The sequence below is a fragment of the Bacillus sp. X1(2014) genome, assembly GCF_007678255.1.
Genome location: NZ_VEED01000003.1, coordinates 214,830 through 233,552, shown reverse-complemented (window position 1 = coordinate 233,552; position 18,723 = coordinate 214,830). Strand labels below are relative to the sequence as shown.

The 18,723-nt window shown below is 38.8% G+C and carries 18 protein-coding genes; 2 read left to right on the top strand and 16 right to left on the bottom strand.

Going from position 1 to position 18,723, the window contains the following annotated elements; all coding sequences use genetic code 11:
- Positions 1–62 precede the first annotated feature (62 nt).
- From smc to FS608_RS08615, 10 genes are all read right to left on the bottom strand, one after another.
- Positions 63–3,629: a chromosome segregation protein SMC gene (gene smc / locus FS608_RS08660; RefSeq protein WP_144548991.1), complete on the bottom strand. Its 3,567-nt coding sequence runs from the start codon at positions 3,627–3,629 to the stop codon at positions 63–65.
- A gap of 54 nt (positions 3,630–3,683) precedes the next feature.
- On the bottom strand, positions 3,684–4,424 hold the full coding sequence (gene rnc, locus FS608_RS08655; protein ID WP_144548989.1) for a ribonuclease III: 741 nt from the start codon (positions 4,422–4,424) through the stop codon (positions 3,684–3,686).
- Positions 4,425–4,592: 168 nt separating this feature from the next.
- A complete protein-coding gene (gene acpP / locus FS608_RS08650) occupies positions 4,593–4,826 on the bottom strand; it encodes an acyl carrier protein (RefSeq protein ID WP_026566432.1) in 234 nt (77 codons plus the stop codon).
- 111 nt (positions 4,827–4,937) lie between these two features.
- A complete protein-coding gene (gene fabG / locus FS608_RS08645) occupies positions 4,938–5,681 on the bottom strand; it encodes a 3-oxoacyl-[acyl-carrier-protein] reductase (protein WP_144548987.1) in 744 nt (247 codons plus the stop codon).
- On the bottom strand, positions 5,678–6,625 hold the full coding sequence (gene fabD / locus FS608_RS08640) for an ACP S-malonyltransferase (RefSeq protein WP_144548985.1): 948 nt from the start codon (positions 6,623–6,625) through the stop codon (positions 5,678–5,680). The genes fabG and fabD overlap by 4 nt, the downstream gene beginning before the upstream one ends.
- A 12-nt stretch (positions 6,626–6,637) precedes the next feature.
- Positions 6,638–7,642, bottom strand: a complete 1,005-nt coding sequence (gene plsX, locus FS608_RS08635; protein WP_144548983.1) for a phosphate acyltransferase PlsX — start codon at positions 7,640–7,642, stop codon at positions 6,638–6,640.
- 12 nt (positions 7,643–7,654) lie between these two features.
- Positions 7,655–8,221 carry a transcription factor FapR gene (gene fapR / locus FS608_RS08630; RefSeq protein WP_144548981.1) on the bottom strand — a complete coding sequence of 189 codons (567 nt, stop codon included), beginning with the start codon at positions 8,219–8,221 and terminating at the stop codon, positions 7,655–7,657.
- A 141-nt stretch (positions 8,222–8,362) separates the two neighbouring features.
- Positions 8,363–10,411: an ATP-dependent DNA helicase RecG gene (gene recG, locus FS608_RS08625; protein ID WP_144549406.1), complete on the bottom strand. Its 2,049-nt coding sequence runs from the start codon at positions 10,409–10,411 to the stop codon at positions 8,363–8,365.
- 187 nt (positions 10,412–10,598) lie between these two features.
- Positions 10,599–12,281 carry a DAK2 domain-containing protein gene (locus FS608_RS08620; protein WP_144548978.1) on the bottom strand — a complete coding sequence of 561 codons (1,683 nt, stop codon included), beginning with the start codon at positions 12,279–12,281 and terminating at the stop codon, positions 10,599–10,601.
- Positions 12,282–12,316: 35 nt separating this feature from the next.
- Positions 12,317–12,679, bottom strand: coding sequence for an Asp23/Gls24 family envelope stress response protein (locus FS608_RS08615; protein WP_144548976.1), 363 nt, complete (start codon positions 12,677–12,679; stop codon positions 12,317–12,319).
- 284 nt (positions 12,680–12,963) lie between these two features.
- Here FS608_RS08615 and rpmB point away from each other — a divergent pair, with 284 nt between their 5' ends.
- Together rpmB and FS608_RS30740 are read left to right on the top strand one after the other, a co-directional pair.
- The gene (gene rpmB, locus FS608_RS08610) at positions 12,964–13,152 is read left to right on the top strand and encodes a 50S ribosomal protein L28 (protein ID WP_026566424.1); all 189 of its coding nucleotides are present in this window, start codon (positions 12,964–12,966) and stop codon (positions 13,150–13,152) included.
- 77 nt (positions 13,153–13,229) lie between these two features.
- Entirely contained in the window at positions 13,230–13,409 is a 180-nt protein-coding gene (locus FS608_RS30740; RefSeq protein ID WP_222127325.1) for a hypothetical protein, read from the top strand.
- Between the two features lie 79 nt (positions 13,410–13,488).
- On the opposite strand, the gene spoVM is transcribed toward FS608_RS30740, so the two are convergent.
- The 6 genes from spoVM to FS608_RS08575 all read right to left on the bottom strand — a co-directional run bounded on the left by spoVM (position 13,489) and on the right by FS608_RS08575 (position 18,720).
- On the bottom strand, positions 13,489–13,572 hold the full coding sequence (gene spoVM, locus FS608_RS08600; RefSeq protein ID WP_035445740.1) for a stage V sporulation protein SpoVM: 84 nt from the start codon (positions 13,570–13,572) through the stop codon (positions 13,489–13,491).
- A 134-nt stretch (positions 13,573–13,706) separates the two neighbouring features.
- A complete protein-coding gene (locus FS608_RS08595; protein ID WP_144548973.1) occupies positions 13,707–14,354 on the bottom strand; it encodes a thiamine diphosphokinase in 648 nt (215 codons plus the stop codon).
- 57 nt (positions 14,355–14,411) lie between these two features.
- On the bottom strand, positions 14,412–15,056 hold the full coding sequence (gene rpe, locus FS608_RS08590; RefSeq protein ID WP_144548971.1) for a ribulose-phosphate 3-epimerase: 645 nt from the start codon (positions 15,054–15,056) through the stop codon (positions 14,412–14,414).
- Between the two features lie 2 nt (positions 15,057–15,058).
- Complete coding sequence (rsgA, locus tag FS608_RS08585) at positions 15,059–15,940, bottom strand: ribosome small subunit-dependent GTPase A (RefSeq protein ID WP_144548969.1); 882 nt, start codon at positions 15,938–15,940, stop codon at positions 15,059–15,061.
- A 42-nt stretch (positions 15,941–15,982) separates the two neighbouring features.
- Positions 15,983–17,965, bottom strand: a complete 1,983-nt coding sequence (gene pknB / locus FS608_RS08580) for a Stk1 family PASTA domain-containing Ser/Thr kinase (protein ID WP_144548967.1) — start codon at positions 17,963–17,965, stop codon at positions 15,983–15,985.
- Complete coding sequence (locus tag FS608_RS08575) at positions 17,962–18,720, bottom strand: Stp1/IreP family PP2C-type Ser/Thr phosphatase (protein WP_144549404.1); 759 nt, start codon at positions 18,718–18,720, stop codon at positions 17,962–17,964. The genes pknB and FS608_RS08575 overlap by 4 nt, the downstream gene beginning before the upstream one ends.
- Positions 18,721–18,723 lie beyond the last annotated feature (3 nt).

The following is an 18,723-nucleotide window of genomic DNA, read 5'->3' as shown; positions in this document are numbered from 1 at the left end:
TTTTAGCTTCAGGCGCTTCGCTTTCCGCTCCAATCAACTACGACTTTTAACAAAGACATTTATTAAGTTTCAACAAGCTCTTTGGTATCCTCGAGACGAACAGATACAAGCTTTGAGACGCCTGATTCTTGCATGGTGACCCCATATAGTACATCCGCTTCCTCCATCGTTCCTTTGCGGTGAGTAATCACAATAAATTGTGTCTCCTTACTATATCGTTTTAGGTATTGGCTAAAGCGCTGGACATTCGCTTCATCCAAGGCAGCTTCAACCTCATCAAGAATACAGAATGGAACAGGCCGAACTTTTAAAATTGAAAAGAGGAGTGCAATAGCTGTTAATGCGCGTTCTCCACCTGATAATAAGCCTAAATTTTGCAGTTTTTTCCCCGGAGGCTGTGCAACAATTTCGACACCTGTGTTTAATAAATCTCCTGGTATTGTAAGTACCAAGTCTGCTCTGCCACCGCCAAAGAGTGACCTGAATACTGGCTCAAAATGCTCTCGAATACCATTAAAGGTTTGTTCAAAGCGTTTTTTCATTTCCTCATCCATTTCCTCAATTACCATGTAAAGAGTTTCTTTGGCCTCTTGGAGATCTGTCTTTTGTTCATTGAGAAACTCATATCGTTCAGAGACACGATCATATTCATCAATCGCTCCGATGTTCACATTTCCAAGTTCCTCTATGGCCAGTTTGATGAGCTTGACCTTCTTTCTAGCCTCTTCTAGCGGTATGGTTAATGGATATTGCTCCTTAGCACCTTCAAACGATAAAAGATATTCTTCCCTTAAGCGGGCAAAACGGTTTTCAAGATCCACATCCAAACGGTTAATTTTTACTTCCTCGTCTTTTAAAACAACAATCAGCCCACGCTGAAGTCGTTTTAATTCTTTTACTTCCAATTCTAAATCTTCTAATGTCGTCTTTAAGGTTAAGCGTTCTTCTCTTCGTGCAGAAATTAACTGCAGCGCGGCATCTTTATCCTGTTGTTTTCTAATTGCAGCTGTTTCTAACTGTTCCTCCCCGGATGAACTGTTTGTCATTTCCGAAGATAACAGATTGAAGTCTTCGCTATACAGAGAAAGCCTTTGTTCACTCTCATCTAAATCCGCTTGTAATTGTGTTAAACGTTCTTGTGTACTCATATACTGCTCATTCTTGGAGGCAAAAGCAACTTTTAAATCATTTATTTCATTCGAAAGTGCTTCTTTTGAATTCAGATCAATCGACTTTTGTTCCGAAAGTTTCGCTATTTGAGCATCTAATTCTGCTAGAGAAGTTTTGTAGTTATCCATTGATGCAGATAATTCATTTTTTCTATTGGTAAGGGTTGTTTTCTCATCAGAAAATTGCCCTTTTTCAAGGTCATAAATAGCTAATCGTTCATTAATATTTTTTTCTTCAAGCTCTGCTTGGCGAAGGTCTCCCTTTAAGGTTAGTTCCTTTAATCTCAAATCTTCGCCATTTTTTCGCATTTCATCCAGCAAAGTCTCTAAATCTTGAACCTCTGTTTTTAATGACTTTACAAGATTCTCTAACTGGATTGTTTTTTCTTCCATCACAATTAACTTTTCCTTTAATTCCTCAAGTTCCCCTTTACGAGTTAATAAAGAAGAGTTTTTTTGCTTAACCGCCCCACCTGTCATTGAACCGCCAGGATTGACGATATCTCCATCAAGTGTAACCATCCGGCAGCGGTATTGAAGAATTTTTGCTAATTCATTGGCACCTTTTAAGTCTCTCGTTATAACCACATTTCCAAGAAGGCTGCTCATAACCTCCGCAAATTTTGGATCAAATTTCACAAGACTGACGGCTGTACCAATAAAGGATGGATGATTTTGAATTGAAGATAATTGGACTGAAGACAATGCTCGCCCCTTGATGACACTTAAAGGTAAGAATGTAGCCCTGCCAAAAGAATTTTGTTTCAAATATTGAATAGCTGATCGTGCATTTTGTTCATTATCCACCACAATATGCTGCAGTGCCCCGCCAAAAGCAGTTTCCAATGCAGTTTCATACTCTTTTGGAACGGTAACAAGTTCCGCTACAGCCCCTTCAATTCCCTTAAGGGTTTTCCCCCGTGCTTTAAGAACCTCTTTGACACCTTGAAAGAAGCCTGAGTAATCTTCTTCCATTTCTTCGAGCATATCTTTTCTTGACTGTGCCTGCTGAAGAATTTGATATGCCTGGTATAAAGTCTTTTCCTGTTTTTGATAATTGTTTTTCGATGTTTCAAGCTTTCGCTGCTTTTCTCTAAAAGCACCGACTTGGTCCTCTATTTTTTGTTGTATTTCGTTTAATGAGGATTGGATTTTTGATTTCTTACCTTTCGCGATTTGCCGCTCTTCAATAAACTTGTCATTTTCAACGTCTAGCCGGGAACTTTTTCTTTCCTGCTGTTCAAGCTGCTGATCAATGTATTTCAATTCATTTTTTGCGCCAGCTTGATCATTAAGTATTTCAATATATTCACTTTTTAAGTTCTCAATTTTTTCTTCAATATTTTCATTAAATAACTGCAGCTTTGCCTGTTTTTCTTTTAATTGGACTTGTAATAGATTTACTTGCTTTCCAAGGTCCTCAACCGCTTTAGAAAAACTGTCCCGATTCCTTTTTAACTGGCTAATTTTATCAGTTAATTCGGTGATGTTCGTTTGAAGCTGTTCTTTATTTTGGGAGGTATTTTTCTTACGCTCTTTTAAGACTTCTTTTCGCCCCTCAAGTTTCTCTAGTTCCTCTGTTGCATGAAGAAGAACATTTTGCAGATCAGTAATTGACTCATCGAATGCAGCTATCTGATCTCTTTTTTCAACAATTTTAGCTTCCTTTACTTGTAGTTCAGATGAGATTTTGAGTTCATCCTCTTGGTGTACTTTTAACTGTTTTGAAAGGTCTTCCCATTTTTGATGGAGATCCTCGATTTCATAAACGGTTAAGGAAACTTCAAACTTTTCAAGTTCCTCTTTTTTCTCCAGAAAATCCTTGGCCATTGATGCCTGTATTTTTAATGGCTCAACTTGGCTTTCGAGTTCGTGAAGTATATCATTTACACGGTTTAAATTGTCCTGAGTCTCAAACAATTTCACTTCCGCTTTTTTCTTACGCTGTTTATACTTTAGAACCCCAGCAGCTTCATCAAATATCGTTCGTCGTTCTTCTGCTTTACTATTTAAAATTTCTTCCACTTTTCCTTGGCTGATAATCGAAAATGCTTCTCGTCCCAGCCCAGAATCCATGAATAAATCAATAATATCTTTAAGACGGCATTGCTGTTTATTTATTAAGAATTCACTCTCACCCGATCGTGTTACTCTTCTCGTCACACTTACCTCGTTATAATCAAGGGACAAGCCTTGGTCTTGGTTATCTAAGGTTAGTGTCACTTCAGCAAAATTCAGAGGCTTCCTTGTGTCGCTTCCGCCAAAAATAATATCCTCCATTTTACTGCCTCTTAGTGATTTAGCTGATTGTTCCCCTAAAACCCAACGGATGGCATCAGTTATATTACTTTTTCCACTGCCATTGGGACCTACCACTGCCGTTACGCCTGGAACAAAATCAACACCTATACGATCAGCGAAGGACTTAAAGCCAATAATGTCCAACCGTTTTAGAAACATTTCTTAATCCTCCCTATGCATGCAAGTCGGACTCCCTGCAAACATTTTGTCATTCTAAGTTGTTTTAGCCTTTAATATGTCTAAAGCCATTTGGGCGGCATGTTGTTCGGCTTCCTTCTTTGATTTTCCGGTTCCTACACCTAATTCCTTACCATTCAAGGAAACTTTTGAAACAAATTCTTTGTTGTGGGCAGGTCCTATTTCTTGAAGTACACGATATTCAATTGTCCCTGTACCATCTCGCTGAATGAGTTCTTGTAATTGACTTTTAAAATCCATCACATGAGAAAAAGCACCAGCATTTATTTTAGGGAAGACTACTTTCTCAAGAAAACTAATTACTGTTTCAATTCCTTGGTCTAAATAAAGGGCCCCGATGAATGCTTCAAAAACATCTGCTAATAAAGCTGGACGTTCTCTTCCACCTGTCATCTCTTCTCCTTTACCTAACAAAACTAATTTTCCAAAATGTAATTCATTGGCAAAAGATACAAGAGACGGCTCGCAAACAATGGCTGCTCGAAGTTTTGTCAACTCGCCCTCTGTCATCGTTGGATATTTTTTGTAAAGGAATTGTGAAACAGTTAATTCTAGAACCGCATCCCCTAAAAACTCAAGTCTCTCATTGTCTTCGAAAGGCTTTCTGCGATGCTCATTCACATAGGATGAATGAGTAAATGCTTGTTTTAATAATTTTTCGTTCTCCATCGAAATACCAATCGTATGTTGAAAATCTTTAAAAAGATTTTCTTTTGCGCGATTATTCAACTCTTTTTCATTATTGTTCTTGCGCATATAAAACTTCTCCACCTTGCATCAAATAATTTACACACTTCTACATTCTAGTTTAAAAAAGATTTTCGTAAAACGCAAAGAAACTTGGCATCACTGTTGGAAGCCAAGTTCTATTTTACAGAATAAAGCTCCGTTTGAAAACGGAGCTTTTGTGAATAAATCTAACGATTACTTTGTGCTTTGTATGTAATTAACAGCGTCACCAACTGTGCTAATTTTTTCAGCATCATCGTCAGAAATTTCCATATCGAACTCATCTTCTAATTCCATAACTAGTTCAACTACGTCAAGGGAATCAGCACCAAGATCATCTTTAAATGAAGCTTCAAGTTTAACTTGAGATTCATCTACACCTAAGCGGTCAACGATGATTTTTGTTACACGTTCTAATACCTCTGCCATGCCTGTTCACCTCCCCTCAAGCTATTATAGAGTATTTCAACAAAATAATACACTAGGTTTTTATTACTATTTGCATTTTTGAACTTTTTGAACAGCCGCTTCCGCTTTTCGTTACATCACCATTCCACCGTTTACGTTAAGGGTTTGCCCTGTGATATAGGCGGAATCGTCAGAAGCTATGAATGCTGTTATTTTAGCGATATCTTTTGGTTCTCCTAATCTTGCTAAAGGAATTTGTTTTAACAGTTCTGCCGTAACTTCTTCGGGTAATTTATCTGTCATATCAGTGGTAATAAAGCCTGGGGCAATCGCATTAACTGTAATATTCCGGGAAGCAAGCTCTTTAGCTGTTGTTTTAGTTAAGCCGATGACGCCTGCTTTTGCAGCCACATAGTTTGCCTGACCTGGATTTCCACTTACACCAACTACTGATGCGATATTAATGATGCGTCCAACCCGTTGTTTCATCATTTGTCTTGTTACCGCCTTAGTACAAAGGAATACACCTTTAAGGTTGATATTAATAACATCATCCCATTCTTCTTCTTTCATTCTCATCAACAAATTATCTTTTGTAATTCCTGCATTATTGACTAGAATATCAAGTTTTCCAAAATTGTCTATTGTTCCTTTAACCATTTCAGCAACTTCTTCAGCGTTTGATACATCACATTTTACTGCGAATGCCTCTCTGCCAAGAGCCTTTATTTCATCCACAACTTCATTTGCTTTTGCTTCACTGCCTGAATAATTTACGGCTACATTTGCTCCTTGCCTCGCAAGTTCAAGAGCAATTTCTCTGCCTATTCCTCTTGATGCACCTGTTACAAGGGCTGCTTTACCTTCAAGATTCATAATTTCTCCTCCTTTAATGCATCAATAACAGATTGTGCACTTTCCTCATCCGAGACAGAGAAAGTGGTAACTGTTTTATCAATTTTTTTGATTAAACCTGAAAGAACTTTTCCAGGACCAATTTCAATGAAAGTATCGACACCTAACTCGATCATTTTGCGAACGGAATCTTCCCATAATACAGGGGAATATAGCTGCTCAATTAATTTATCCTTCATTTCAGATGCTGACTTAATCGGTTCTGCAGTTACATTTGCAATGATTGGGACTTCGGCATCCTTCATTTCAATACCATCCAGAACTTCACGCAACTGGTCTGCAGCAGGCTTCATTAAAGTGGAATGGAATGGGCCGCTAACTTCTAGAGGAAGAGCCCTTTTTGCTCCTGCTTCTTTTGCTTTTACACTTGCCAACTCGACCCCTTTTCTAGAACCAGAAATGACGATTTGGCCAGGGCAATTTAGGTTTGCGAGTGAAACGGGATTACCAGATTCACTTACCTCATTTGTTACTGCAATAAGACTATCTCGGTCAAGCCCTAGGATGGCAGCCATTGACCCTTCTCCATTTGGGACTGCATTCTCCATAAATTCGCCGCGTTTTCTGACGGCATAAACTCCTTCTTCAAAAGAAAGTGTGCCGGCAGCAACTAACGCCGTATATTCCCCTAAGCTGTGACCAGCTACGTAATCAGCCTTTACTCCAAATTTTTGGAAGTAATTTAAAATAGCAATACTTGTTGTTAATAGGGCAGGCTGTGTATTGAAGGTAACAGTCAATTCTTCCTTCGGTCCTTCAAAAATTAGATTACTCAGTGGAATATTTAGCTTTTCATCGGCTCTTCTAAAATAATCCATAACCTCAGAGTGTTTATCTGCCAATTCTTTTCCCATTCCGACCGTTTGTGACCCTTGTCCTGGAAACACGAATGCTATTTTATTCATTTTATAACTCCTTTACCGTTCTACTTTTTCTTGATTTGCTTCTTCAGATGACATTTTTATTAAACCGACAACATCGTTACTTACCATATCCCTTGTTTGCCTGATTGCACTAAATATAGCCTGACCATTCGAGGAGCCATGCGCCTTAATGACAGGAGCGTTCAAACCAAACAAAGCTGCACCACCATATTCAGAGTAATCCATTGTATTTTTTAACGTTTTAAGATTCGGTTTCAGCACAGCTGCCGCTAATTTACTTGTAAAGCTACTCATCAATGCTGTTTTTAACATTTTAAACATGGAAAGTGCCGTGCCTTCAATCGTCTTTAGGACCATGTTTCCCGTAAATCCATCGGTCACAACCACATCCGCTACACCATCTAATAGATCCCGCGCTTCGACATTTCCCACAAAATGAATATTAGCATTTTTTAACAATTCGAAAGCTTGCTTGGTAAGTTCATTCCCTTTCTTTTCCTCCGTCCCAATATTTAAAAGACCGACTCTTGGCTTGGAAATGCCTCTTACTTTCTCACTATAAATCGAACCCATTAGTCCATATTGGAGGAGATGCTCCGGCTTGGCATCCGCATTAGCGCCGACATCTAATAACAAGAATCCCTCGCCGCCTATGGTTGGCAGTGTAGGTGCTAAGGCTGGGCGGTGTATCCCGGAAATTCTTCCTACCACAAAAAGTCCAGCAGCTACTAACGCACCTGTATTCCCTGCTGAAATACATGCATCTGCCAATCCATCTGCGACTTGCCCTGCGGCTAGCACCATCGAAGCATTCTTTTTGCGCCGAACCGCTTTAACAGGCTCATCTGTTCCGAGGATTACTTCCGTTGTATGGATAACAGAGATCCGTTCATGATTGGTTAATGTATCATTAATTTTATTTTCATCCCCGACAAGGGTAATATGTATATCTGAAAATGCCTGTACAGCTTTAAGTGCCCCTAATACAATTTCTTTGGGAGCATTGTCACCGCCCATGGCATCGATTGCTAGTTTCATGTTCCTCATCCTCTACCGATTTTTCGAACGGTACATTTCAAATTCTCCAGTAAAAACAAGTTCATTATTTACAAAACTTGTAACTTCGACACTTGTTCTACCTTGATTCCGATCAATTTTTGTAACCTTAGCCTTGGCAATTACCCGCTCATTCAGTTTTACCAAACGTTTAAATTGGATATTCGCTTTGGCTGTTAGCGCCAGTTCATCATTTATTACAGCTACAGCTAAAGAATTAGCCTGAGCGAATACATGATGGCCGCGTGCTATGTTATTTCTAATAAAGACATGCTCTTTTTTTACATCAAAAATCGAAATGGCATTCTGATCCAATTCTATATGAATAATTTCACCAATTACTTCTTCAAGCGGTAATGAGCGTACTTCATCATCAAATCGTTTCTCAGCTACAGTCTTGATCCGTTCACGTAGTTCAGGAATCGATAATTCTAAACGGTCAAGACGAATAGTTTGTACACTTACTTGAAACTTTTCTGCTAAATCTTCATCCGTTATAAAAGGATTATCTTGGATTGTCGTGGTCAACAATTGTTGTCGCTCTTTTTTACTTTTTCTCATGTATGTTCACACCGTCCGCGATCTTATGACTAGGTACTAATAGTAGTATAAAATTTGAAAAAGCAGATTGCAAGAAATAGTTTTTTATCTTGCACTTCTGCTTTTTCCAACAAAGAACCTTTTAAGAGGAAAAAGTTTGATTTAATCTAGTTTTTCCCCTTCTAAAACGCCTGATTCATCGAGGATATTTCTTAGGTATTGATATTCTGAGTCTTTCCAAAATGTTTCAGACTGAATCAACATCACTGCATCATTTCGTGCGGTTTCAAGGGCTCGATAATCATGAACCATATCTGCCACTTTAAATTCAGGAACCCCGCTTTGTTTTCTGCCAAAAAAGTCGCCAGGCCCTCTAAGCTCTAAGTCTTTTTCACTTAATACAAAGCCATCGTTCGTTTCGGTCATGATCCGCATTCGTTCTTGGCCCACTTCTGATTTTGGACTTGCCAGTAAAATGCAATAAGATTGATCGCTGCCGCGTCCAACCCTGCCGCGCAGCTGGTGAAGCTGTGAAAGGCCAAACCTTTCAGCATCATAAATAACCATCATGGTCGCATTCGGTACATTTACCCCCACCTCAACAACGGTTGTTGAAACTAGAACCTGTACTTCGTTCGCACTAAATGCCTTCATTACCGAGTCCTTTTCTTCCGAGCTTAAACGGCCATGCATAAGACCCGCTTTAAATCGGTTTTGAAAATAATGACTTAATGTATTGTACACGTCAATGGCATTTTGAACATCGAGCTTTTCTGATTCTTCAATGAGCGGACAAATAACATAGGCTTGGTGGCCTTTTTGTAATTCTTTTTCAACAAAAGCCAGTACCCGTTCAAGCATTTCTGGTTTGGCCCAATAGGTTTCTATCGTCTTTCTTCCTGCTGGCATTTCATCAATGATTGAAACATCCATTTCACCAAATACCGTAATCGCGAGTGTTCGAGGAATCGGCGTCGCTGTCATAAACAAAACGTCTGGATTCTCACCTTTTTCTCTCAGTACTCTTCGTTGTTCCACGCCAAAACGATGCTGTTCATCCGTGATGACAAAACCAAGTCTCTTGAAGGTGACCTCGTCCTGAATTAGTGCGTGTGTACCAATTAAAATATCCACGTTCCCATCTGCTAGTTGTTGGAGGATTTCCTTTCTTCGTTTTCCTTTTATAGAACTCGTCAAAAGTTCACACCTGACATTAATAGGTTCTAGCATTCTTTTTAAACTTTCTGCATGCTGCTCTGCCAAAATTTCTGTTGGTACCATAAGCGCACCTTGAAACCCAGCCGTAACACTGGCATATAAGCCAATTGCCGCAACCACTGTTTTTCCCGAACCAACATCACCCTGCAGTAATCGATTCATGCGAAGTGGTGATTTTAGTTCTGTTAATACTTCATCTACCACACGTGCTTGGGCATTTGTTAACGGAAACGGAAGGCTATTAATAAATTCCTTTATTTTTGTTACATCATAGTTTTGGCAAACCCCAGGTGAATGCTCGCGTTCAAATTTCCTTAATGCCTGCATTTTTAATTGAAACAAAAGAAATTCTTCATAAACAATACGCCTTCTAGCCTGTTTCACCTCTTCTTGGCTGTCTGGAAAATGCATAGCTTGGAATGCTGCCTGCCTATCAAGTAATCGATATTTTTTTAAAAAAGCAATTGGCAGCGTTTCTTCAATAAAATGTCCATACTGTTGAAAAGCAATGCTGATAAATTTCCGTATTCCCTTTGTCGTTAATTTTCCTCTTAACGAGTAAACCGGCTCAAAATCTTTTGTTTTTGCATTTGTTCCCATCTGCATTTCATTTGCGGTAATCGTTTGCCGATGGGCATCCCATTTTCCTGTGACCGTAATGGTTTCATTGATGATGATTTTATTTTTTAAATAGGGTTGGTTAAAAAAGACTACCTTAATCAAATGTGCTCCAACAAAAAGCCGGAACATAAGTTTTGATTTCTTCCTGCCAAAATAGCTAAGAGAAGGCTCACTGTGAACCTTCCCTTCCACTGTTACTTTCTCATCATGCTGCACCTCTGTTAGTTCACGGAGGCGGTAATCTTCATAACGATAAGGAAAATACTCCAATAAATCTTTTATCGTAAAGATTTTCATTTCTGAAAAAATTTCAGCAGTTTCTTCACCAATTCCCTTTATGACGGTTATTGATTGATTAAGTTGTGGATTCACTATTACACTGCGGTATACCGAAGATCTCGGCTTCCAGTTACGATCTGTCGGTGCTGCCGCCAACCCTCCCTGCCCAGTTTCTCTTAGTGTAGTTGGCATCGTTAAACCTGTTATTATTTTCGTATTTTTCCACTTGCTTTTTTTGCACAAAAAAAGAAGGGATGCTCCCTTCTATTTTAGCTTTTCATTATTCAATTGAAAAGATATATGAATATAATGGCTGACGGCCATTATGGATTTCCACTTCAACATCTCCATAATTTTCTTCAACATATTTTGAAAGCTGTTTTACATCTTCCTCGTTAATGTCTTCCCCATAAATGATGGTTAATATTTCTGAATCCTCATCCAGCATTTGTGAAAGCAGGTCCTTGGCAACTTTGCCTTTGTCCTTGTTTTTAACGACTATTTTCCCTTCAGCAATACCCATAAAATCATCTTTTTCGATTTCTAATCCATCAATCTGAGTATCCCGAACAGCAAAGGTGATTTGACCAGTTTTCACATGTTTTAGTGCCTCATTCATTGATTCTTCATTCGTCTGAAGATCAGTAGTTGGATTGAATGCTAACAAAGCTGATAGTCCTTGCGGAACCGTTTTGGAAGGGATCACATAAATGTCCTCTTCAGAAACATCTGCGGCCTGCTGAGCTGCCATAATGATGTTTTTATTATTCGGTAAGATAAATACTTTTTTAGCATTCACTTCTTTCACTGCCTTGACGATATCCTCCGTACTCGGATTCATCGTTTGTCCGCCCTCAATCACTGCATGTGCGCCAATACTTCTAAATAAATCAGCAATCCCGGAGCCCATTGATACGGCAACGATTCCGTATTCTTGCTGTTCTTTTGCTGATTTATGCTGGTCTGCAACTGGTGCACTTTTTTGTTCGCCAACAATATTGCTATGTTGTTGACGCATGTTTTCTATTTTCATATTAATTAAATTTCCATACTTTTGCCCGTAGCTAAGTACTTCTCCAGGTTGTTCGGAATGAATATGGACTTTCACCACATCCTCATCCGCTATGACCAATAAAGAATCGCCTAATTTGCTAAGGTCGTTTCTGAATATACCTTCATCGAAGGGATGTTTTGCTGTCTTTTCCTGTTCAAATCTCACCATAAATTCGGTGCAATACCCAAATTCAATGTCTGCTGTGTTTATATGTCCTTGGACACTTTTATGATGTTCAGTATTAACCAGCTCATCCATTGAAAGAGCCGCTGTAGGTGTATCAGGAAGCTTTTCGCCTTTTAGGACCGCAAGAAATCCTTCGTACACAAATACAAGACCTTGACCGCCACTGTCAACCACGCCAACTTCCTTTAAAACAGGAAGCAGGTCGGGAGTGCGTTTCAATGAAGCTTTAGCTTCTTTTAAAGCTTCTTCCATGATCACAATAACGTCGTTTGAATGCTGGGCAGCTTGGACGGCCCTTTTAGCAGAATCCTTGGCGACAGTTAAAATGGTTCCTTCAACAGGCTTCATTACTGCTTTATAGGCTGTCTCTACTCCAGCTTCCAGGGCTTCGGCAAAATCAGTCCCTGAGATTTTTGCTTTCGTTTCAACCGCCTTTGAAAAGCCACGGAATAACTGTGACAGGATAACTCCTGAATTGCCGCGCGCTCCCATTAGCAATCCTTTGGAAAGGGCTACTCCTACTTTTCCAATATGATCTTGAACATTATTTTTTACTTCTTTTGCCCCGGATGTCATTGATAAATTCATATTAGTTCCAGTATCACCATCGGGCACGGGAAAAACGTTTAAAGCATCAACCATTTTCGCATTTGCTGACAAATGATTGGCACCTTGTATCACCATCTCGGCAAAACGTTTTCCATCTAAAGCTGTTATTGACACAAACTTTCCTCCTCTACGAGAGTCGTTACACAAACTTACGGGTTCGTCACTCTAACTCCCTGAACGTAAATATTGACCGAGTCAACGGCAAGTCCAACAGTCTTATCGAGGGTATATTTAACCTTTGATTGCACGTTGTGGGCAATTTCGGAAATTTTCGTTCCATAGCTAACAATAATATACATATCAATATGTAATGCCTCGTTCTCTTGGCGGACAATCACGCCCCGAGTGAAATTTTCTTTACGTAGTATTTCCGTAATTCCATCTTTAATTTGATTCTTTGAGGCCATACCGACGATTCCATAACATTCGATCGCCGCTCCTCCGGCAATGGTCGCGATTACTTCGTTAGAAATATCAATTTGTCCGTACTTTGTTTTTAATTCAATGGACATGAATCGTTCCCCCTCCTGAAAAAATTGCTCCTTGACTATAGTCATTTTACTATAGTCACTGCAATATTGAAAGTTATTCCTGTCTGTTTACTAATAGAGTATTTTATATAAAGTGATGTCAAGGCTTTTTTCTTGAAAGGTAACTATTGCAATCAAATAAGTTGTATGATAAATTATTAAGGTATCTCAAGTCTAGAAAATTTGTTCAAACAATTTTCTTTTTCCAGATGAGGATCTTAAAGATTGCTGTATAAAGCTTTTGGTAGTTAAGGAGGGAAATCATTATGCCACGTCAATGTGTTGTAACTGGAAAGAAAACAACAACTGGTAACGCACGTTCTCACGCTATGAACGCAAACAAGCGTACATGGGGTGCTAACCTACAAAAAGTACGTATTCTTGTTGATGGAAAGCCTAAGCGTGTTTGGGTTTCTGCAAGAGCGTTAAAATCAGGTAAAGTAGAACGCGTTTAATAAACCGTTTAGAATGGGCATCCGTTAAGGGTGTCTTTTCTTTTTATTTAACACTGATCGTTAATTTTGGCACCCCGTTGATTGGAGCGGAAGGTGCGAAGACTCCTGCGGGAGTACGGGGCAGGGGAGACCCCACAGGCGCTAAAAGCGCCGAGGAGGCTCCCCGCAACGCCCGCGGAAAGCGAAGTACCTGGAGCGGAAATCAACAGAATTTGTACCAAAAAGCACTTTTTCTCTTCAGGAAACTATTTGTATAGTATTCCCTAATTAACAAAATAAAAAGCACCCAAATTATACGGGTGCCATTGTAAAACGATATCAACATACATATTTATGCTATTCGTTCTTTTTAAACGCTCCAATCATCGCACGGACAAGTCCGCCTAAAAATTTCGGCAGTTTAATCGTATAAAATTTCATACTGTCCCTCCTCACAAATCTCCCCAGCTTATTTCAACTCAACTTTTTTCGAACGCCCTACCATTTTATTCAAACGAACGAAATCAGTACCAAAAACATTGTAGGCACCATTCTGAGTTAGTTACTAAAACATATTAATCATGACTTCTTATCACTATTAATATGCCTTCAGAAAATGAAAAAGTACCATAATCATCAATAAGTTCATTACTAATACATAGTGTTGAACCAATTGAAATATGACGATTTTTCAAAGGGAATTTAAAGCCTTCTAGGGTAAGATTGCGGATATTTAATGTTACAGGAACAAAGGAAATATATTTTTTTGAATCCATTTTTTCAATCTTATAACTGCCTGCTTCTCTAATAAAAACAATATTATTACGGTCAATTATGCAAATATCCACTTCATTTTTTTCTTGAACCGGAGTGAGCAATAAGTGAACATTCGCAAATAAATGATCCAGCCTGCCGCCAGTTGCCCCAAATAAACGAATGGTGCTTGGATGCTGATTAAGCGCCCAATTCAGAGCTAGCTCCATATCAGTTTCATCCTTTTCCGGTTTATACTTTTTCAATTCTGTAACCCGGTCTTCAATATAAATTAACTCATCTGATGACACAGAATCAAAATCACCAAAAGCAATAGAGGGAGAAATGTTTCTTTTTAATAAATGATAGACGCCGCGATCGACTCCTACCCAAATTGCATCATTTACCATGTATTCCGTAAAATCTGGCAAAAGGTCTTCAGGGCCTCCGGCTACAATATTGATAATCATAAAAATTCTCCTTTTTTTCAGTATGCAAAAAGCCAGCATGTAAGCTGGCTTTCCCCATTAACCTCTTATCAGCGAAATTGCCTCCGCATAATCTTCTTGATTATAAATAGCTGAGCCTGCCACAAGAACATTCGCACCTGCTTCCATGCAAAGCTTTGCCGTTTCTGGGTTAACACCGCCGTCAATCTCAATCTCCATGTCTACACCTTTTTGTTCTGCCATTTCTTTTACTTTTCTTATTTTCGGAAGAACTTCAGGTATGAATTTTTGCCCGCCGAACCCTGGATTAACTGACATTAATAAAACCATGTCAATTTCACCGATTATATGTTGAATCGATTCAACAGGTGTTGCTGGGTTTAATACTACACCTGCCTTAATACCAAAGGATTTAATATTTTGAATCGTGCGATGTAAGTGACGACATGCCTCAACATGTACAGTAATATAATCAGCTCCAGCTTTAGCAAATGCCTCAATATATTGATCAGGGTTTTCAATCATAAGGTGTACATCTAGCGGAAGTTTGGTGATTGGACGAATCGCTTCAACAATCAGGGGTCCAATCGTAATATTAGGGACAAAGTGACCATCCATAACATCAATATGAATGTAGTCAGCTCCTCCTTTTTCCACTGCTAAAATTTCTTCACCTAATTTTGAAAAATCGGCTGAAAGTATGGATGGGGCTATTTTAACCATGTTTAGTACCTCGGCTTTCTATCTTTTATCTCCTGTAGGAAGTCCAAATAATGTTCGTAACGATATGCTGGGATTTCATTTGAGTCAACGGCTTGCTTCACACCACATTTAGGTTCGCTCACGTGCAAACAGCCACGGAATTTGCAATTTTCACTAGCTGTTTGAATTTCAGGGAAACAAAAAGTCAAATCTTCGGCTTCAATATTGGTAAATTCCAATGAACTAAAGCCTGGCGTGTCTGCTATTAGTCCATTGCCAATCTTAATTAATTCCACATGTCTGGTTGTGTGCTTTCCTCTGCCTAGATGCGATGAAATATCATTTGTTTTTAATTCAAGGTCAGGTCTAAGGACATTCAGTAACGATGACTTCCCAACACCAGATTGACCAGCAAAAACAGATATTTTATTATCGACATGCGGACTTAACAGCTCAATTCCTGCTTCAGTTTCGGAAGAAGTAAGAATTACTTTATATCCTGCTGCTGTGTATTGCTCTCTGTATTCCTTAATCATCTTTTGCTCATCATCGTTGGTAAGGTCCATTTTGGTAATACAAATAAGTGGTTCAATTCGATTAAATTCAACCAGTACTAGGAATCGATCTAATAGGACCGTACTGAATTCAGGTTCAACAGCTGAAAACACTAGAATGGCCTGGTCAACATTTGCAATCGGTGGACGTATTAACTCATTCTTGCGAGACTTTACCTCCATGATGTATCCTTCCAAGTCATTTTCCGCTTGAAAAACTACCTCGTCCCCTACTAGAGGGGTAATTTTATTTTTTCGAAAGATCCCTCTTCCACGGCATTGGATTAACTTATCGTTTCCAAGTACATAATAGAATCCGCTAAGTGCTTTAACAATTTTTCCTTCCGGCATAGCCACACTCCTTGCCTTTCAATTAGAAAACCTCAACTATCATTATTCTGTTTCAGAATAGTTAATTACATCCTCCGCTATTACCTTGGTGTCTCGAATTACTCTATAGCCAGCTTTTCCGCCGTATGGTATTGTTAACTCAATTTGTTTTTTGGTTGTTTCGGTAATAAAAAAGGTTTCTGCCGGTTCCGTCATACTGTGATTCATATCCTCGATGTAAATAAGAACTTCCTGTTTAGGAATAGGTTCACCAGTAACCGGAACGGTTGGCTCGTAATCAATGGTTATTTCCTTCACTACCGTTTTCGGCGGCTTTTCTTCTTTACCTTTTGAAATAATAATGGTTACGGTATCGCCCTTAGTCATTACCGTTCCAGGTTTTGGTTTTTGTGAAATCACCATGTCGGCAGGAACTTTTTCATCATATTTTTCTTCAGTCTTGATATTGAGTCCTACTAAAGAGGCATAGTCCTCTGCACTTTTTAAGGTGTATTGTGTTAAGTCCTTAAGATCGATTGTTTCTGGTCCCTTACTAACTTCAAACTCTAATACAGTGTCCTCAGGGACAACTTTTTCACCACCTGGAGGTGATTGACTAAGGATCGTTCCTGGTTCACTTTCATCATATACTTCTGTCTTCTTAATATCTTTAAAATTTCGATTCTCTAATAAAGGAAAAACATCATCGTATAGTCTTCTAACATAATCCGAGAGTTCCGTTTTTTCTTTTCCTGTACTTACATATAGGTTAACTTTTGTGTTTTCCTTAACTGTTGTGCCAATTTCTGGATCTGTCTTAATGACTTCTCCTTGATCAACCACATCATCTGGAATCTCGATTTGTTTCTCTACCTCTAAACCATTTAACTTAAGCTTGGAAATCGCATCATCCAATTCCATCCCACTTACATCCGGAATTTTGATATCTTTAGCAGACAATAAACCAGGTAAAAAGGTTATAGTTAATAGCCCTAGAACAGCAAGGGTAAGAAAAGTTACAATTAAGACAGTCGGCCATTTTTTCCGCTTTTTCTTAGTCTCTTTTTCTTTTTCAGGTGTCTCTTTTTTGGTTTGGACAGTTTTGTCCGCACTATGAACTAATGTTTCATCAAGATTTTTATGAGGACGGTCATCGGTAATAATGGGTATTGCCTTTGTTGCTTCATTATCGATTGGAATGATAAACTTAGGTTCATTCATTCTTTCTGGATCAAGTGCTGTTCTAATATCCTCTTCCATTTCATCTACACTGTTATAACGATGAAATGGATCTTTTGCAGTTGCCTTCAAAACAATATTCTCTACGCTTTGTGGGATGTTTGAATTCCACCTTCTTACAGACGGAGTTTCTGATTGAAGGTGCTTTAATGCAATCGAAACAGCCGATTCCCCAGAGAATGGAAGCCTTCCAGTTAAAATTTCAAACATAACAATCCCAAGAGAATAAATATCTGATTTCCTATTCGCCATACCGCCTCTAGCTTGTTCTGGTGACAAATAGTGGACCGAGCCTAAAACCGAATTAGTTTGAGTAATGCTTGTTGCACTCAATGCCATAGCAATTCCGAAATCAGTGATTTTTACATTGCCATTCCGATCAATAAGTATGTTATGTGGTTTAATATCACGATGAATAATATGATTTTGATGGGCATGAGATATGGCAGAAGTTAATTGCATCATAATATCTAAAGCTTTTTCGACACGAAGTGATGCATGTTGGTTTATGTATTGCTTTAATGTTTGCCCATTCACATATTCCATAACGATATAGTAAAGAGAATCCTCTTCACCTACATCGTATATACTGACTATATTGGGATGGGTAAGACTGGTAGCTGACTGTGCTTCTCTATGAAAACGGCGAATAAATTCCTCATCATTCACAAAATCAAGGCGGAGCATTTTAACAGCAACTTCCCTGTCTAAAATCATATCATGTGCTAAATAAACATTAGCCATACCGCCTCCGCCAATCATTTCAAGAACTTTATAGCGGCCGCTTATTCTCTTCCCAATAATCACTGATGATCACCCAATTCATGATCATTAGCATATTCTAATATAATTAGGGTTATATTGTCTTCTCCACCATTCTCATTGGCAATCTTTATTAATGTAGATGCCTTTTGTTCAAGTGAATCTTCATTTTGGAGAATTTGAATCATTTCTTTTTCATTTACTTTATTGGACAATCCATCAGAGCACAGTAAAAGATAATCTCCTTCTTCGAACATGATTGTTTTAAAATCGATTTTAATATCTTGTTCCGTTCCTAGGGCTCTTAAAATCCAATTTTTCCTTGGGTGATGCTCCGCATCCTCTTTCGAGATTTGTCCGGTCCGAACTAATTCGTTGACAAGCGTATGGTCCTCCGTAAGCTGTTTGAATCCCGTATCATTTAAAATATAACAACGACTATCACCAACATGGGCAATGGTTGTAAAATTCTCTGATGCTATGACCGCCTCAATCGTTGTGCCCATCCCTTCGCACTCCACATGGCTTCTGGAATGATTAAAAAGCAATTGATTCACTTGAAGAACATGCGTTTTTAACCATGCTTCTGCTTGATCAGCTGTTTGAATCCCTTCAGACTTCTCCCACATTTCTTGTAAATGTGTTACCGTCATATTACTTGCAACATCACCGGCAAGGTGACCGCCCATACCATCTGCTACGATGGCAAGGCGGTGTCCGTCCCGATTTACAAAAGTACCACCACTATCTTCATTATTTTGACGAACTCTTCCTTGGTCTGTTTTAAAAACAGCTTTCACTTT

Coding starts and splice junctions, on each gene's coding strand:
- smc (WP_144548991.1), bottom strand. CDS start 3,629: ATGTTTCTAAAACGGTTGGACATTATTGGCTTTAAGTCCTTCGCTGAT.
- rnc (WP_144548989.1), bottom strand. CDS start 4,424: ATGCGCAAGAACAATAATGAAAAAGAGTTGAATAATCGCGCAAAAGAA.
- acpP (WP_026566432.1), bottom strand. CDS start 4,826: ATGGCAGAGGTATTAGAACGTGTAACAAAAATCATCGTTGACCGCTTA.
- fabG (WP_144548987.1), bottom strand. CDS start 5,681: ATGAATCTTGAAGGTAAAGCAGCCCTTGTAACAGGTGCATCAAGAGGA.
- fabD (WP_144548985.1), bottom strand. CDS start 6,625: ATGAATAAAATAGCATTCGTGTTTCCAGGACAAGGGTCACAAACGGTC.
- plsX (WP_144548983.1), bottom strand. CDS start 7,642: ATGAAACTAGCAATCGATGCCATGGGCGGTGACAATGCTCCCAAAGAA.
- fapR (WP_144548981.1), bottom strand. CDS start 8,221: ATGAGAAAAAGTAAAAAAGAGCGACAACAATTGTTGACCACGACAATC.
- FS608_RS08615 (WP_144548976.1), bottom strand. CDS start 12,679: ATGTCCATTGAATTAAAAACAAAGTACGGACAAATTGATATTTCTAAC.
- rpmB (WP_026566424.1), top strand. CDS start 12,964: ATGCCACGTCAATGTGTTGTAACTGGAAAGAAAACAACAACTGGTAAC.
- spoVM (WP_035445740.1), bottom strand. CDS start 13,572: ATGAAATTTTATACGATTAAACTGCCGAAATTTTTAGGCGGACTTGTC.
- FS608_RS08595 (WP_144548973.1), bottom strand. CDS start 14,354: ATGATTATCAATATTGTAGCCGGAGGCCCTGAAGACCTTTTGCCAGAT.
- rpe (WP_144548971.1), bottom strand. CDS start 15,056: ATGGTTAAAATAGCCCCATCCATACTTTCAGCCGATTTTTCAAAATTA.
- rsgA (WP_144548969.1), bottom strand. CDS start 15,940: ATGCCGGAAGGAAAAATTGTTAAAGCACTTAGCGGATTCTATTATGTA.